Genomic DNA, 15955 nt, shown 5'->3' on the forward strand with positions numbered 1-15955 from the left:
CCGTACTCGCAGCAGCAGTGGTACACCCGCGACAGCTCGGTCGGCGGCTGGGCCAACGCCGTGTGGAACATGGTGTTCTCCGGCGTCGAGGGCGCACCCGCGCAGACCTTCCCGAACCCGCCGTACACGACGCTCGACACGACCCCCGTCTCGCGCGAGAAGCCCTTCCTGTACCTGGACGGCAGCGAGTACCGCGTCTTCCTGCCGGAGAAGCGGACCAACGCACGCGGTGTCACCTGGGGCAACGGCACCCCGAGGGGTACGTCCCTGCCGCTGTCGCAGTTCTACGTCGCGAAGCCCGGTGTGTCGGCGGCCACCCTCAACCAGGCGCTCACCGAGGGTCTCCACCTCCTGCTGACGCCCGGCATCTACCATCTCGACCAGGCCGTCCAGGTGAACCGGGCCAACTCCGTCGTCCTCGGCCTGGGTTACGCGACCCTCATCCCGGACAACGGTGTCACGGCCCTCAAGGTCGCCGACGTCGACGGTGTGCGGCTGGCCGGATTCCTCATCGACGCCGGCCAGGTCAACTCCGCCACGCTGCTCGAAGTCGGCCCGCAGGGCGCGACGCAGGACCACTCCGCCAACCCGACCACCGTGCAGGACGTGTTCGTCCGCATCGGCGGTGCGGGCGCGGGCAAGGCCACCACCAGCATCGTGGTCAACAGCCGGCACACCATCGTCGACCACACCTGGGTGTGGCGTGCCGACCACGGCACCGGGGTCGGCTGGGAGACCAACCGGGCGGACTACGGCGTCGTCGTGAACGGCGACGACGTCCTGGCCACAGGGCTGTTCGTGGAGCACTTCAACAAGTACGACGTGCAGTGGTTCGGTCAGCGGGGCCGCACCATCTTCTTCCAGAACGAGAAGGCCTACGACGCCCCGAACCAGGCCGCCATCCAGAACGGCTCCCTGAGGGGATACGCCGCGTACAAGGTGGGCGACTCCGTCACCTCCCACGAGGGCTGGGGGCTCGGCAGTTACTGCTTCTACAACGTCGACCCGACGATCATCCAGCACCACGGCTTCGCCGCCCCGAACGTCGGGGGCGTGAAGTTCCACAACATCCTCGTCGTCTCACTCGGCGGGCAGGGTCAGTACGCCCACGTCGTCAACGACATCGGGGCACCCACCTCGGGCACGGACACGGTTCCGTCCACGGTGGTCTCGTACCCCTGAACGGGAATCCGAACGGGACCCTGGACAGGACTCTGACCGGGACCCTGGACGGGAAACCGTCCGTCATTCGTGCCCCGTCCCGTCTCCGCCCTCGATCGGCGGAGACGGGACGGGGCACACCCGTATCTGCCGCCGGCCGGCCCTTGTCCGGAGGGACAGTTCCTCACGGGCGCCGGGAACGTTCGGCGACCGCCCAGGCGGCCTCGATCATGCGGAAGATCTCGTCCACCGCGGCCTCCGGGTCGGCCGCCTCACGGGCCAGCGCATAGGCGTCGATCACGAATCTCGCGATGGTCCGGCTCGCCGTCGCGGTCTGTGACAGTTCGGGATCGGCGGCGATGGCCGCCGCCAGGGTTTCCGCGTGGCGCAGCCTCATCGACTCCTCGTACTTCCGCAGAGCGGGCGATTCGTCGATCATGCGCCAGGTCGGGGCGGCGGCGTCCGCCGTGCAGTGCCGGACCAGGGCGTGGATCTCCCCGCGCAGCGCGGGGATGAGCGGCTCGTGCGGGGTCCGGCCGGTGACCGCCCGTACGAGGCGTTGCTCGAAGTCCTCGTCCTGCTCGAACACCAGGGCCTCTTTGGAGGCGAAGTGGGAGAAGAGCGTGGTGACGGCCACATCGGCCTCGGCGGCCACCTCACGGATGCCCACCGCGTCGTACCCGCGGTCCTGGAAGAGCCGCAGGGCCGTGTCGGCGATCTTCTGACGGGTCGCGGCCTTCTTGCGTTCACGGCGTCCGGGCGGCACGGTCATGGCCCGAGACTACCAGGTACGAACCTGTATCGGCTCCAAAAGACTACCGGTGTCAAAAGACTATCCGTTAGTGCTACGTTTCACCGCATGAAGAAAGTGAGCTTCGCCGAGTTCGGCGGTCCGGATGTCCTGCACCTCATCGATGCCGAGGAGCCCCACGCGGGCCCCGGCCAGATCCGCGTCGCCGTGCGGGCGGCGGGCGTGAACGCCGTCGACTGGAGGCTCCGGGAAGGCCAGAAGCTGACGGCCCATCCGCTGGAGTTGCCCGCCGGAGTCGGGCAGGACGCCGCCGGGGTGGTGGACGAGGTCGGTGCGGGCGTCGAAGGCACCGCGGTCGGCGACCGTGTGTTCGGCGAAGGCGTCGGCACCTATGCCGAGTTCGCCGTGCTGTCGGCCTGGGCCCGGATGCCCGAGGGGCTGACGTTCGAGGAGGCCGCCGGGTACCCCTCCGTGGTGGAGACCGCGCTGCGCATCGTCCGCGAGGTCGGTGTGCGGCCCGGACAGACGCTTCTGGTGAGCGGCGCGGCCGGGGGAGTGGGCTCGGCGGTGCTGCAGATCGCCCGCGACCGCGGCATCACGGTGATCGGCACCGCAGGGGCCGCGAACCAGGACTATCTGCGGAGCCTGGGCGCCCTCGCCACGACGTACGGCGAGGGCTGGACCGACCGGGTGCGGCAGCTCGGCCGGGTCGACGCGGCCCTCGACCTGGCCGGCTCGGGCGTGATCCGCGAACTCGTCGGGCTGACCGGGGACCCGCGGAAGGTGATCTCCATCGCCGACCTCGACGCACCGGAACTCGGTGTCCGGTTCTCCGGCGTGGCAGGGAGCGTGCCGGACGCGCTCGCCGAGGCCGCCGGCCTCATCGCACGGGGCAGGCTCCACATCCCGGTCGAGCGGTCGTACACCCTCGCCGAGGCCGCGGCGGCACACATCGACAGTCAGGCCGGTCACACGCGCGGGCGCCGGGTCGTGGTCGTCTGAGCCGTTTCCGGCACGGTCGCACGGCCCGGCGGCCTCGACCGGCAGGCGCCTGTCAGCGCGTCCAGGCGGGCGCCTCTCCGGTCCAGCTCAGGACGAGCAGGATGTCGTCGAGTGCGCCTGAGTCGAACAGGGCGCCGGCGCCGGCGTCGAAGCCCAGGCGCCAGTCGCCCGCCGGGCCGGCCCCCAGGAATCCGGTCCAGGCCGTGGCATTGCCCCGCCGGGTTCCGGCGATGCCGTTGGTCGCCGTCGCCGGTCCGCCGGTGGCACCGCGAGACAGCGAGATCACGGTGTCCGGAACCGTCGCGTCGCTCGACAGGCGAACGGCGACCGCCGCGGTGGTGAGCTTGCCGATGTCGGCCGGGAAGTCGACGTCGCGCAACGAGAGCGTCACCGACCGCGCGGCAGGATCGGCCGGGTTGTTGAGGTCGTACCACTGGTCGGGGAAGTCCCTCGCCAGGCTGAACACACAGTCGGCGCCGCGGTCCCGGTCGGCGTTGAGCCTGGTGACCACCTGGTCGCGGTAGGTGTCGTCGTACGCGGCGGTGTAGTCCACGGTGACCAGCAGGTCGACGATGGTGGAGTAGTCGAGCGGGTTGGCGGCGTGCGGCAGCCGGAACTCCCAGCTGGTGTCCACGCCGCTGCCCTCGAACGGCAGCAACATGTCCGACTGGGCGTCGAGTTCGAACACGCCGCTGGCGTTGACCGGCGACGTCAGGGCGACGACGCCCGGGTCGCTGCGTACGACGACCTCCTGGAACGTGCCGTCCCGGCCGGTGGTGACCCGGGAGATGCCGTTGGAGTACAAGGTGGCACGGATCCCCTTGTCCGGCCGCACCAGCGCGACGAGACTGGTACGCACCTGGCGGACCAGCCGCAGGTAGTGGCCGGGGAAGTCGCTGTCGAACAGAGCCGTCGGAGTGGCGAAGGCGAGCGTGCCCGTACGGCGGAACTCAAGGAACTCCACCGGCATCAGACGGGCCAGGGAGAAGGTCTGGGAGAGGTTCAGGCGCCGCCGCGCGGAGCTGAAGGCGTACTCGTCGAGACGGGTCAGGTCCTGGCCGAGTTGTTCCGCGCCGGTGAGGCCCTGCCGGTTGGGCCCGGCGTTCGAGGTCAGCTCGGCCGGTGACCGGCCGTAGTCCTGCCGGATCAGGGCCCGGGCGGGTTCCGCCCGCTCGAAGGCGAGCTGGGCCTGCGCCTGCCGGGCGGTCGCGGTGGCCTGCTGCAGGAAGTACCGGTACACGCCGCCGAGGGTGTTGCTCATCCAGTGGTACAGGTCGGCGTTGGTGAACTGGCCGTTGAGGAAGGTCAGTGTGGCCGTCGCCTGGTCGTGCTGGAGTGTCGCGACGTCCTGTTCCCGCAGGGCGATGGTGACATGGTCGTTGGCCACCGCGATCTGCGCGGCGGCGATCTGCATGTCCTGCTGGGCGGCCACCCGCTGCCGCTGCCACTCGTCCTTGCGCTGCTCGATGCCGGCCTGCAACTGGTTGGCCTGCATCTGTGCTTCCAGGTGGTTCTGCTTGAGCTGCATTCCTCCCCTGACGGCAGCGGTCGCACTCATCGCGATGGCAAGGGCCTGCTTGCCGCCGCCGCTGAAGAGCGCCTCCCACATGCTGGCGCCGGAGGACGCCGCCTGCGCGACGGCGAGCGCCGTGTCCGCCACGCTGACCGCGTCCTTGACGTCGCGCATCTCGCCGTATTCGTCGAGCAGGTCCTGCTCGTATTTGTTCGACGGCTCGTCGAGAGCGGCGGCGTAGGACGCGGCCATGGTGTCGGCCTTCGTCAACTGCGCCGTGGCGGCCGTGACGGCGTCGTGTGCCTCGTCGACCCGGCTCAGCGCCACCCTGGTCTGCGCCGCGCTCAGGTCGATCGCCTTGAGGGCGTCGTAGACACGCAGGTTGCGGTCGTCGTACTTCTCCAGGGCGGCGAGATAGCCGGCCTCCATCTGGGCGGCCTGGGCGGCGAGTTGCCTGGCCCGCTCCAGCAGGACCTTGAAGCGGTACGGGGTCGGCTGGCTCACCGTCGCGGCGGCGAGGCCCTGTGTACGCGGCATGCCCGCGATGTTGCGGCCCTGGCGGAGCTTGGCCAGCTGCATGTCCACCCGGGTGCCCAGCGTGCGGACCTCCGGGACCGGGAGGGCGGGCTCCCCGAGGTTCGTCGGCATCTGCGGTACCAGGGCAGGGGAGCCGAGCAGGCGACGGGCGGTGACGTAGAGAGTGCGGGCGTGCGCGACCGATTCGTCGGTCTCCCGGCTGAACTCCGCGTCGGCGTAGTCGAGATGGCATCGGACGATCGACAGCAGCGTGTACCGGGTGTGCGGCTTCGGACGCTTCGCGGACGTCGAGTCCGCCAACGCGAACGGGTCGAGGCCCGCGGTCCAGTTGGCGGGGAACGTCAGGTCGGGAGCGGACAGTGTCTCGCTGTTGATCCGGCTGTAGACCGAGGTCGGCGCGGTGAGGTCGTAGGGATAGACGATCCAGTACCAGTCGAGTGCGGCCCGGTAGTCCCCGGCCGCCTGCAGCCGCTGGGCGAGCAGCATCGGCACCGCCCAGAAGATCTCCCGGTTGTCGGCGTGACCGGTTGTCGGTGTGTTCTCGACCGTGCTCGACACACTCGCGAGCGCGGTCTGGTGGGCACCCCTGCGCTGCGGGTCGAGATAGGTGTACGGGGTGGGGAGGGTGATCCTCTTCGCCACCAGGTAGTCGGCCGCCAGCTTGCCTGCCGTACCGGCGGTGAACGTCGCTCCCGGCCCGCTGACCTGTGCGAAGAGAATGTCCACAGGCAGCGTCGGCGTCCCTGGTGTCAGGGTCCTGGTGCTCGGGACGAGCAGGGTGGGGTCGAGGTTCCGCTCCGGGAACAGGAAGGCCGTGGTGGCCGCCTGCCAGGTGCCCCGCTCACCCAGCCATGCCCAGGCGGCGGCGAACATGTCGGGTCCGTTCTTCAGTGCCCAGCCGGCCGCGGGGTGGTCCGGGGCCAGCTCCCCCGACCGCTTCGCCGACAGCAGTGACTGCACGCTCTCGACCGCCTGCCGGATACGGGTCGTGCGCAGTGTCCCCCCGGCCAGCATGTCGACGAAGAACCGCGCGGACATCGACTCGCCCACGTCGCCCCCGGCGGTGGCCAGGTCGGCGAGCAGGGCGTCGCGCAGGACGGGCAGCGCGGCCTGTTCCGTGGTGGCCACGGCCTGTGCGTCGGCCTCGCCGAGGTCCGCGCGCTGAGCGATCCTGGCACGCAGCACGGACTGCCATTCGGCGCGGGCGTCGCCCTCGGCACGGAACCGGTCGACCGTGGGTCCGGCGCCGCCGGTGACGAAGAAGTCCGGCGAGAGGACGAAGCCCGACTCGGCCGCCCGCCAGGAGGGATACAGCTGCCGGCGCTTGTGCGCACCGGTGAGAACGGCCAGGCCGTCGTCCCACTCGGCGGCCGTGACGGTCCCCGAGCCGGCCAGCGCGCTCAGCTGCCCGAGGCAGAGGAAACCGGCTCGGGTCAGGCCCCGCGCGGTGAGGGCGCCGCTGATGTCGCCCCCCTGCGCGTTCTGGGCGGCCAGAGCGGTGAGATCGAGGCCGGGCTGCGCCAGTGTGAGCATCGCGGTCAGCGCTGCCGCCGGTGTCCTGCCCGTCCTGAGGGCCGACAGGGTCGCCCGGTACGCGGTGAGCGCCTGGGCCCGGTCCGTCAGCAGCTTGCGGATGGGGTCGCCGATCGGCCCGCCGATCACGTCGTCCGCGTTGATCACGTCGGGGTCGGCGAGCACCTCGAAGGCCCGTGGGGCGTTGGGGTGCTGGTCCTGCCCTGCCCAGGCCAGTGACTGGGCGGAGAGCCGCCAGCCGAGCAGCAGCGGCACGCCGGGGACACGCAGCGGGTCGGACGCGGTGGTCGACGGCAGGCCGAACAGCGTCTCCAGGGCCGCCTCGGTGATGGCGGGGCTGTCGATGAGCAGTTGGTCCAGTTCGTCGGGTGCCGTCGCCGAGAGCCTGATGCCGAGCCGGTCTGCGAGCGCTTTGCGGGGCGCGGCGCCGGCGCCCCGGACCAGCCGAAGCTCCGCGTAGGACGTGCCGGCGGCGGCGAGCAGTGCCGCGTAGGCCGTGGAGCGGTACCGCAGTTCCAGATCGCCGCCGGGGGTGGTGGGGGTGCCGGTGGCCGCGATACGGGCCCGCAGGAGTTCGACGGGTATCCGCAGTTGGTTGACCTCGCGGCTGCCCAGGTCGGCCTCGGCCGACAGCGGCTGGCTGAGCCGGTCGAGGGGCTGACCGAGCGCGGCGACCAGGGTCGCGGTGTCCAGCGGTGCGGCGGGCGGACCGGGCACGGTGACCTGTTCGTGCGCGAAGGACAGCAGCGAGGCGAGGTACTCCCGCTCGTCGAGCCGCTGCTCCAGCGTCTCGGGCACGTACGAGCTGATCACCGTGGCCTGTACGTCCTTGGTCACGACGTTGCCCACGTTGTCGGTCGCCCACAGGTGGACGGTGTGCGCGCCGAACCCCTTCAACGGGACATCCGCGGACCAGTTCCTGAAGTCGCCCCCCGCCCCCGGCTTCGCGGCCGTCCTGGTGCCGGTGGCGGTCAGCGCCCACTCCACCTTGGCGCTGCCGCCGACCATGCCGCTCTGCGCGTCGGGAGCCGTCCCCTGCAGTGGCGCTGTGGCGGCGCCCTTGCTGTCGCCGAACACGGTGACGGGCGCGACCTGAAGGTTCGGCGGCGAGGCGTCGCGGCCGGTGAACGTCCGGGTCTGCGTCGCGGTGAGGCCGTCAGGATCGGTGCAGGTGATCGTCACGGCCCGCGGCCCGAGCGGCATGGGCAGCAGGCCGACGGACCTCTGGTACGAGGTGACGCCTGCGTACGCCACGGACAGGGCCGTGTTGTCCCGCGTGATGGAGATGGTGAGCGGGGCGACCTGGGCACGCGTGACGTTGAACTGGACGTCGACCTGCCCGCTCCCCTCGAACAGGTCGACCGTGCTGCCGGCGGCGGGGGCCGTCCAGGTGAACGCCGGCGGTAGCGCCGCCTGCACCTGGACGGTCCGGGAGCTGCTGAGCGCGGCGGAGCTGGCCGACCACACGTCGGGCCACTGCTCGGGGAACGGGACGAAGAAGGAGATCGCATGGTAGTTCGCGGTCACCGTGACCGAGATCTGCGTGCCGGGCGCGACGGATGCCGGCAGCGGCACCTGGGCTGTCCATGACCCGCCCGAGGCGGTCGCCTGTACCGCGGGCTGCCCGGCGACGGACACCATGACCGTGTTGAGAATGTCGTACGGGTCGTGGTCACCGCTCTGCGCGACGAGCCCGTTCACCTGGGCGGTCACCACCACCGTGCGCCGCACCACCGTGTTCGCGGCCGGTCCACTGATCTGTACGGTAACGCTCACGTTCGTGTCTCCTTCTCGGCGGGGCACGCGGTCAGGGTTGCGGTGCGGGCTGCTTGGACGAGTTGAAATGGGTGTCGACCATCTGCCTCGCGTGTTCTGCTGCCTCCTGCGCCTGGCGCATCAGGTCCTCGGCCGTCCTCTTGTCCGCGGCGAAGGCTGCCTTGGCCTCGTTCAGGCTGCTGTGCGTGGCCGTCGCTCCGAAGCTGTTGACGAACGTGACGTGAGGCGTGAGGTCCACGAATCCGGGGCTCGACCTGTCATGCATCTCGGGCCGGTAGTCGTGGAGGAACCTCACGATCATGGAGACCTCCGCCTTCCCGATCGTGAAAAGCTCTCGGCGCGTCGGGTCACCGTGGCCGTGTGCCTCGGACACCTTCCTGGGATCCATGACCCCGCCCTCGACGTAGTAGCGGCCGGCCGCGCCCGCGTTCTTGTCGTCCAGGCCGTAGAGGTGACCCATCTCGTGTTTGACCAGATCAGGTGCCTTCCCGAGTTCGCCGTAGGCACGGTGCTCGGTCATCCAGACCGCCCCGCCGGTGGCACCGAACCTGGTCCTCCCGCCTATGTACTTGTCGCCGGGATTCCCCCGGTTGTCTCCGACGGCCTCCGGCGTGTAGCCGCCCTTTCTGCCCTCCGAGAGGTATCTGTTGCCGCGGTAGTGCACCGTGCCGGGTTCCTGAACCGCCTGTTTGCCGGGGACCTGGACCCTCACCCGCACATCGAAGGTGACCGACATTCCGTCCTGGTCCGTGAAGGGGGCCGCGGTGTCGAATGCCTTCTTCGCGTTGAGTACCTGCTGCTCCTCAAGTGGGGTCGCGACCACTATCACCATGCCGAGGACCATGGTCTTGCGTTCCCAGTCGGTGACCACGGTGAAGTCGCGGCCCGACCTGTCGACGAGTTGGAGCGGCGCGCCCGCGCAGTACTGGTAGAGGTTGATCGCGCCTCCAGGCCCCGCCGGGTCGGGCACCGACCAGCGCGCCAGCCACGGCAGGTAGTACCGGGCGCCCTGGCAGGCGAGACCGCTCTCCTCGTCGCGTTCCATGCCGGTGAAGCGGTAGCGCTTGCGGGTGTGGCTGCCGAAGCTCGTTTCGCCGTAGGGGGTGTACTCCTCACGGTTGGTGAGGGTTCCGGTCCGGTCCAGAACGGCGGCGCTGCTGCCGAGATGATCCGGCAGGTGGTAGGCGACCGCGGGCCCGCCGTCGTCGGGGTGGGCGCTGCCGACACGCACCAGGGCGACGCGCCGGCGGTCGTCCATGACATGGATGTGGTTGTTCTGACCGCTCCGCACCCCACTCCAGCGGTGATGCTCGAACGCCCCGTCGAGGTAGTGGGTGACTTCGACGTCGCCACCCTGCCTGCGCACCAGCTTCTTCACCCGCTCACCTGCCGCGTCGTACAAGTACTGGGCGTGCACGGACGGCTCGGCTCCGGTGGTCTGCGTCGCGAACGTCGTCATCCGGCCGGCGTGATTCCAGGAGAAGTGACGGGACGCGGTCTCGGAGAGCAGGTTGCCGCCCGCGTCGTACGTGTAGTCGTACGGTGTCGTCGCGGTCGTCCCGGTTGCCCCGGTCGTCATGCGCCGCAGCCGGTTGCCGCCGTCCGCCGCCGTGAACCTGCGGGTGAAACCGCCGGTGCCGGTGTGGGCCAGGGTGAGCAGGTTCCCTGCCGCGTCGTACTCGTACGTCTCCCGGTACGCCTGGACCCGGGTCACGTCGGTGCCGCGGGGGGTGGCCGGCCACGGCTCTCCCGGCGGCGGGGCCGCGTGCTCGCGCCCGCTCGCCGACAACAGCCGGTAGAGGGGGTCCTGGGTGAAACGCCGGTCGAGCGCGTCGCCGCCGACGAGCAGGGCGCGCAGCGCGGGGTCGGCGACGGCGGCGGCCTCGGGATTGCCGGGAATCCCGCTCCCGGGTGTGCGGTCGCGCAACTCGGTGACGTTGCCGACCGGATCGTACGCGTAGCCGAGGTCCTGGAGTGCGGGCCCGGACGGCCGGAAGGTCGTCGCGTCGACCAGGCTGTAGCGCTCGCTGCACAGCCGTACCAGCCGGAACGTGCGCGGGTCGTAGGCATGGCGGGTCATCACCCCGTTGCCGTAGGCGATCAGTGACCGCTGGCCCTTGGCGTCGTAGGCGATGCGCCGGACGTGCACCGTGCCGTCGAGCTGCACCTGTTCCAGCGCGCCCGCCCGGTTGTACGAGGGGTACAGCACGTGCCGCTTGCCCTCCGTGTCGGTGGGCAGGAAGCGTCTTTTGAGGCGGCTGAGGGCGTCGTACTGGCTGGAGGTGACGTAGCCGGCCGGTTCGAGGAGCTGCGCGTCGCGCTGGGCCTGCGTCTGGCCGGGCGCGGGTGTCCAGTCGACCTGGAACGGCCGCACCTGCCAGCCGGTGGTGGCCGCCTGGTCGTAGCCGGCCAGGAGGGGCGCGTCGGCGATGACCTTGCGGGTCCGCTGCGCCACGTTGCCCTTGAAGTCGACGGCTTCGACGCCGTCGTGTCCGGCCTCGTCCCAGTGGCGGACGGCCCGGCCGAGCAGGTTGCGGCCTCGGGCGCCGTCGCGTTCGGCGGGCCGCTGAGCGGGCGTGCCGGCGTCGCCGTAGGCGATGCGCTGCCGCAGGGTGACCGTACCGGTGGCATCGTCCCTGGCCCAGACCCGGCTCGGGCGGTGCAGCAGGTCGAACTCGCCCAGGACGAGCGCGCCCCTGCTGTCCCGGGCCTCGACCACCTGTCCCATGGCGTCGGGGACGCTGTCGTGCCGGCCCGCGTCGAGGCTGTCCCCCCGCCAGCGTCGCCGCGCCAGGTCGAAGCGGTAGGCGAAGGCGACCCGCCCCAGCTGGTCGGTGATGCTGAGCAGGTTGCCCTGGATGTCGTACGTCGACGTCGTCGCGAGCCACTCGGCGGCGATGGCACCGCCCCGGGCGACGGCGCGCACGACACGGCCCAGCGCGTCGACCTCGGTGCTCGACGGGGTGTCCCAATGCGTCCGGTACGCCGAGGCCGCGTCGCGGTGGGTGCGGCCGGCGTTGTCGTTCGCGTCGTAGGTGTACGACTCCCACGGCGTCGGCAGACTGCGGTCGGGATCCGCGAGGTCGGCCGGGATGCCGTGGACGACCCGCTGCTCGCTTCCGTCCGGGTTCAGGGTGCGCTCGACCCGCCCGCTCGGGTCGTAGAACATCACCGTCTTCTGACCGAGCTGAGCGTCGAGCGGCGGCGCGTAGTCGTAGCCGGTGGAGAAGAAGGGTTCGTACTTCTGCACCACCCGCCCCTTGTTGTCGTACACCTGCCAGCCGGACACCACCACGTTGTCCGGGCTGCCCGGCGCCCTGGTGCGCCCTGCCGAGTCACCCGTCGGCGTGAGGTCGCCGCCCGGGATGACGTTGCCGCCGAAGGCCGGGTCGCCGAAGCGGGTGTCCTCGGCCTGCGACCTGGTCTGCAGCGTCCGGCCGAATCCGTCGGAGTACGACACCGACACGAGTACGTCGTCGAGTCGGCCGGCGGGGACATCGGTCTCCGTGTCGTGGTGCACCCGTCGGACCGTGCGTACCGACGCGGGCTGTCCGCTCCCCAGGAACGCCATCAGGTTGTACTTCATCGAGGTTCCGGGTGCTGCCTGATCGCCCTCGCCGTTCTTGCCCCGGACGTAGGTCGCGGTGACGAGCCCGGCGGGGGAGAACGTCACCGATGTGGCCGTGCCGTTCGGGTCGGTCACCGTGTGCGGGCGCAGGAGCCGGTAGTCGTACGCCGCGGCGGTGGTCAGCCCGACGGCATCCGTGGTGAGGACGGGCAGCAGGGCGTGCTGGTCGTATCCGACCTGGCTCAGCGCGCCGAGCGGGTCGAGCGACGCCGCCCGCAGGCCGCGCGGCGTCGCCCCCGGTACGTGCACGTCGTAGCGGTGCCGTTGTGTGGTCACGTAGTAACCGCCGGGCGAGCCGGGCACGTCGGCGTCCGCGTAGTGCGTGTATCCGGCGAGCGCGGGCAGCGAACCGCGGAAGGCGGCCGGCCAGTCGTCCGGCCAGTCGACCTGGCCACCGGGGGTGAGGTAGGGAGGGCGCGGCCCGACCGCCCGCGGATCGTCGGCCGGGTACAACGAGTCCAGGAAGGCGTCCTGGAACGCCAGCGACTCGCAGCGCACCGGCAGTCCGTACGTGCCCAGCGTGCCGAGCGGCAGACCGGCGAACTCCGCACCGTCGTAGTACGTACGGGTATGGCCCGTCACCCGCAGCGAGACCCCTGACGTCGACTGCCCGCCGACCACGACGTCCCGCAGGGCAGGCACCGGCAGCCGGCCGTCGTTGACGACCTCGTAGCTCGATGTCCTCGCGACGCGGTCGACGACATAGTGGTCGGCGTCGTCCCGGCGGGCGTACTCCGTGGTCGCGTACGTGGCCGGGTAGGGCGCGGGCGTCGCGTCCGGCGCGGCGACCGCCAGCGGGTCGCGCCCGCGCGGCACCGGGACCGAGAGCTGCCCCAGGGGACACCCGTACGCGTCGTGCCCGGTGGGGAACGTGAACTGCGTCATCGGCTCGGGGCCGCGTTCCCACTGTGTCCTGCGCGTGCCGAGGGAGAAGGGGAAGAAGACACGTTCCCGGTCCGGCGGGCCGCCCGCCTCCTCCTCCCGCACACCCGACAGGGTCTCCGTCACGGTGTAGGGCCGGTCCGACAGCACGCCGCCGTCCCGTGCGAACACCTCGGTGCGCACCGCCTGACCGCGCAGGGTGCGCAGTGCCGAGCGGCGTACGGCCCGCGGCAGTCCTGCCAGGAAAGCGATCTGATCGGCCGGTCTGGACAGCATGGGCGCGTCGCCCCGCCAGTACTCGTGGCTCAGGTCGAGCTCGGTCCAGTCACCGGCCTCGTCGGCGGCGACCGGGCCGCAGTGGAACCAGCTTCTGGTGAGTACGGGCGGCGCGTGATGGCCGTCCGGCACGCCGGCGCCCGCCGCCCCGCCGAACGTCTCCGTGTCCAGGTGCTCGACCAGCGCGAACCCGCGGAACTCCCGCTCGACGCCGTCCCAGTAGCCGTGGCGGTAGCGGTACTCGGTGGCCAGCGTGCCGCCCGAGATCCGGTCGGCGACCTCCGTCCTCGTCACCACCTGCACCGGGAAGGGCAGCGTGGTCCGCCACCGGGTGGCCGGGTCGGCGAAGTCGCGCAGGTACTCCCGCGTCGACGGCGCGTACGTCACCCGCGTGACCGCGCCGAGGCTGTTGTCCGTCGTCGTGAGCAGATGGGGCTTTACCCCGCCGGTGAAGTCCAGGAACCGCGCATGGGGCCCGCCGGACACGCCAGCCGACCGGCTCAGCAGCAGCCCGGCCATCCCGGTGCCGTACAGGTCGGACAGTTCGAGCGCGTCGGTGTCGGACACCGACGGGGTGCCCCGGACGACGACCGGGGTCTCGCTCCAGCCGTTGCCCGACCGGTTGCCCCACAGCAGCACCCGCCCGTCGTCGACGTACAGCAGGTCGGCGGCGCCGTCCCCGTCGATGTCGCCGAGGAGCACCCGGCGCGGATCGTAACCGTCGGGCAGCCGGGGCGCGTTGCGCATCGATATCCGCGCGCCCCATCTGTTGTGCCCGAGGTTCGGCCAGTAGGACACGTTCCCGTTGCGCAGCAGCACGATGTCCTGAAGGCCGTCGCCGGTCATGTCGGCCGGCCGCACCCGCGGATCGGCGAGGTCGACCGGCGGGCCGTCGCCGGTGCTCACCGCGGTGCGCCGCCATGCCGTACGGGCGTCACGGTCGTTGAACCACGCCTGCAGACGGGTGCCCGACCGGAGCATGTCGGTCAGCCCGTCGCCGTCGAGATCGACCAGCTTCACCCGAGGGTCGGTGACACTCACACTCGGGGACTGCCGGTAGCGCGTGAAGCCGCGACGGCTCCAGCCGCCCGCGAAGGCCGTCGGAAAGTAACCCGCCGTGGAACCGGCGTCGTTGCCCGGCGTGCCCGCCGACGGCGCCAGCAGATCGGGCCGGCCGTCGCCGTCGGCGTCCAGGAACCGCACGCCCGCCTGCCCGAGCGAGAACGGGGGCGCCTCGGCCATCGAGCGGGGCAGTTCGAACCGGCCGCCGCCCGCGTTGCGCCACACCCGTGCCGCCGCGCCGAGTTCCACGATGTCGGGCAGGCCGGCGCCGCGCAGGTCCACCAGCGCCAGCGTCGGACTGTTCAGCGCGGTGGCCGGGAAGCCTGGTCCGGTCACCGGGGAGAACCTGCGTCCGCCCGGCTCGAAGTCCGAGTACCCGAAGGTCAGGGGTGGCAGCGGTTCCTCCGACACCGGTTGCGGATCGGCAGCGGCGGCGTCAGCGGCAACGGGCACGGCGCGTGCTCCGTCGCCCGGCCCGGCCGGCGCCCCCGACGCGTCGATCCCCACCTCGGTCACGCCCGCGAGCAGCGACACGCCGTTGAACGCCGCCTGCCGGTAGGCGAGTCGGTACTCGCGGGCCACCCGTGCCACCCCGTCCGCGGCATGTGTCGTCACCCGGATCGTGTCGCAGCGCACGGACGTGCGTACCTCGAAGCCCGCCCGGTGCTCGGAGAACGGGTCGGGGCGCGACGTGTACGCGAAGTCGACGGAGACCAGGAACGCCGGGTCGGACCGGTCGCCGTAGTCGGCGTAGGAGATGCCGGCGAGGAGCGGCTGCGACCAGAGCCGTCCCTGCCCGCTGCCCGTGTCGGCGAGGTAGACGTACCTGACGAGGTTGCCGATCGGGTCGACGGTCTCGGTGATCCGCCAGCCGAAGACGTGGCTCGCCTCGCGCGGGTCGGCGACCACCGCCGGGTCCCGCCAGGTGTCCGGAGCTCCCGCGGGGCGCGGCGTCCCGTACCTGGTGAGCGAGCCGTCCTTGCTCCGGACCTCCCAGTAGTCACCCGTCTCGTCCCTGACGTGCTCGATCCGGGCGAACGACCCCTCCGTACGGGGCCGGTACCGCACCCGGCCCGGACGGGCTCCGGCGACCGGCACCAGATCCTCGGCACCCGACAGCAGGAACACATCGGCCGGATCGCCTTTCCGGCCGGTGGCGTCGCGGTACCTCGGAACGCCGTGCGACGTCTTCCGCGTCACACCGGGCAGGCCCAGCTGCCAGCCGAGCCCGAACGGCCCGTTTCCGTTGCCGGTGCTGTAGCCGAGGGCCAACGACGGTGCCGTCCCCTGGCGCCCGGCGGGCACCTTCAGCGGGACGGACATGTTTCCCGTCCCCGTGAACAGGTCGGGCGCGAACTTCTCGCCCAACCCGCCGACGGCGCCGCCTCCTTGCGGCAAGGAGATCGCCGAACCCGCCGCCGTCGCGTCCGCGGTGTCCGCAGAAGTCATGGTGCCTCCCCGTGGTCGAGCCTCGGCAGCCGTCGTCACTCCTCGACGGAATACCGGACTGCTCCGTCAGCGTGGGCTCCGTGTGTGGGTGGAGACGTTGTCGATAGGTTGTCGCGCAGCGCGAGGGTGTGCGCGGTGGGCGGGGCAGATCTGTACGGGGGTGCGGACTCGTGTTTCAGCTGCGACTGTTGGGCCCGGTGGAGCTTGTGGTGCGGGAGCGGACCGTGGAGATCGGACCGCCACAACGCAGGGCCGTACTGGCCGCGTTGGCGGTGGACATGGGACGGCCCGTGGCGGCCGACGTGCTGATCCAGCGGGTCTGGGGGGTGAACCCGCCGGACGGGGCACGGCGGGCGCTGCACGCGCACATCGCCCGGCTGCGCCG

5 protein-coding genes and 1 pseudogene are annotated in these 15955 nt (G+C 71.4%); 3 read left to right on the forward strand and 3 right to left on the reverse strand.

The features are described 5' to 3' along the window. Window positions 1-1182 (forward strand): annotated as a pseudogene (locus AOK01_RS27435) (coagulation factor 5/8 type domain-containing protein); the annotation flags it as partial. A 163-nt stretch (window positions 1183-1345) separates the two neighbouring features. On the opposite strand, the gene AOK01_RS27440 reads toward AOK01_RS27435, so the two are convergent. Continuing rightward, window positions 1346-1933, reverse strand: coding sequence for a TetR/AcrR family transcriptional regulator (locus AOK01_RS27440; protein WP_055516327.1), 588 nt, complete (start codon window positions 1931-1933; stop codon window positions 1346-1348). An 87-nt stretch (window positions 1934-2020) separates the two neighbouring features. Here AOK01_RS27440 and AOK01_RS27445 point away from each other — a divergent pair, with 87 nt between their 5' ends. Next, window positions 2021-2914, forward strand: coding sequence for an NADP-dependent oxidoreductase (locus AOK01_RS27445; RefSeq protein ID WP_055516329.1), 894 nt, complete (start codon window positions 2021-2023; stop codon window positions 2912-2914). A 52-nt stretch (window positions 2915-2966) separates the two neighbouring features. On the opposite strand, the gene AOK01_RS27450 is transcribed toward AOK01_RS27445, so the two are convergent. Continuing rightward, window positions 2967-8273, reverse strand: coding sequence for a Tc toxin subunit A-related protein (locus tag AOK01_RS27450; protein WP_055516331.1), 5307 nt, complete (start codon window positions 8271-8273; stop codon window positions 2967-2969). A gap of 31 nt (window positions 8274-8304) precedes the next feature. Next, window positions 8305-15570 carry a SpvB/TcaC N-terminal domain-containing protein gene (locus tag AOK01_RS27455; RefSeq protein WP_055516333.1) on the reverse strand — a complete coding sequence of 2422 codons (7266 nt, stop codon included), beginning with the start codon at window positions 15568-15570 and terminating at the stop codon, window positions 8305-8307. A 170-nt stretch (window positions 15571-15740) separates the two neighbouring features. Here AOK01_RS27455 and AOK01_RS41705 point away from each other — a divergent pair. Continuing rightward, window positions 15741-15955, forward strand: a 215-nt coding sequence (locus AOK01_RS41705; protein ID WP_245702437.1) for an AfsR/SARP family transcriptional regulator, incomplete at its 3' end; no start/stop codon positions are given.

The organism is Streptomyces aurantiacus (genome assembly GCF_001418335.1).
Taxonomy (GTDB): domain Bacteria; phylum Actinomycetota; class Actinomycetes; order Streptomycetales; family Streptomycetaceae; genus Streptomyces; species Streptomyces aurantiacus.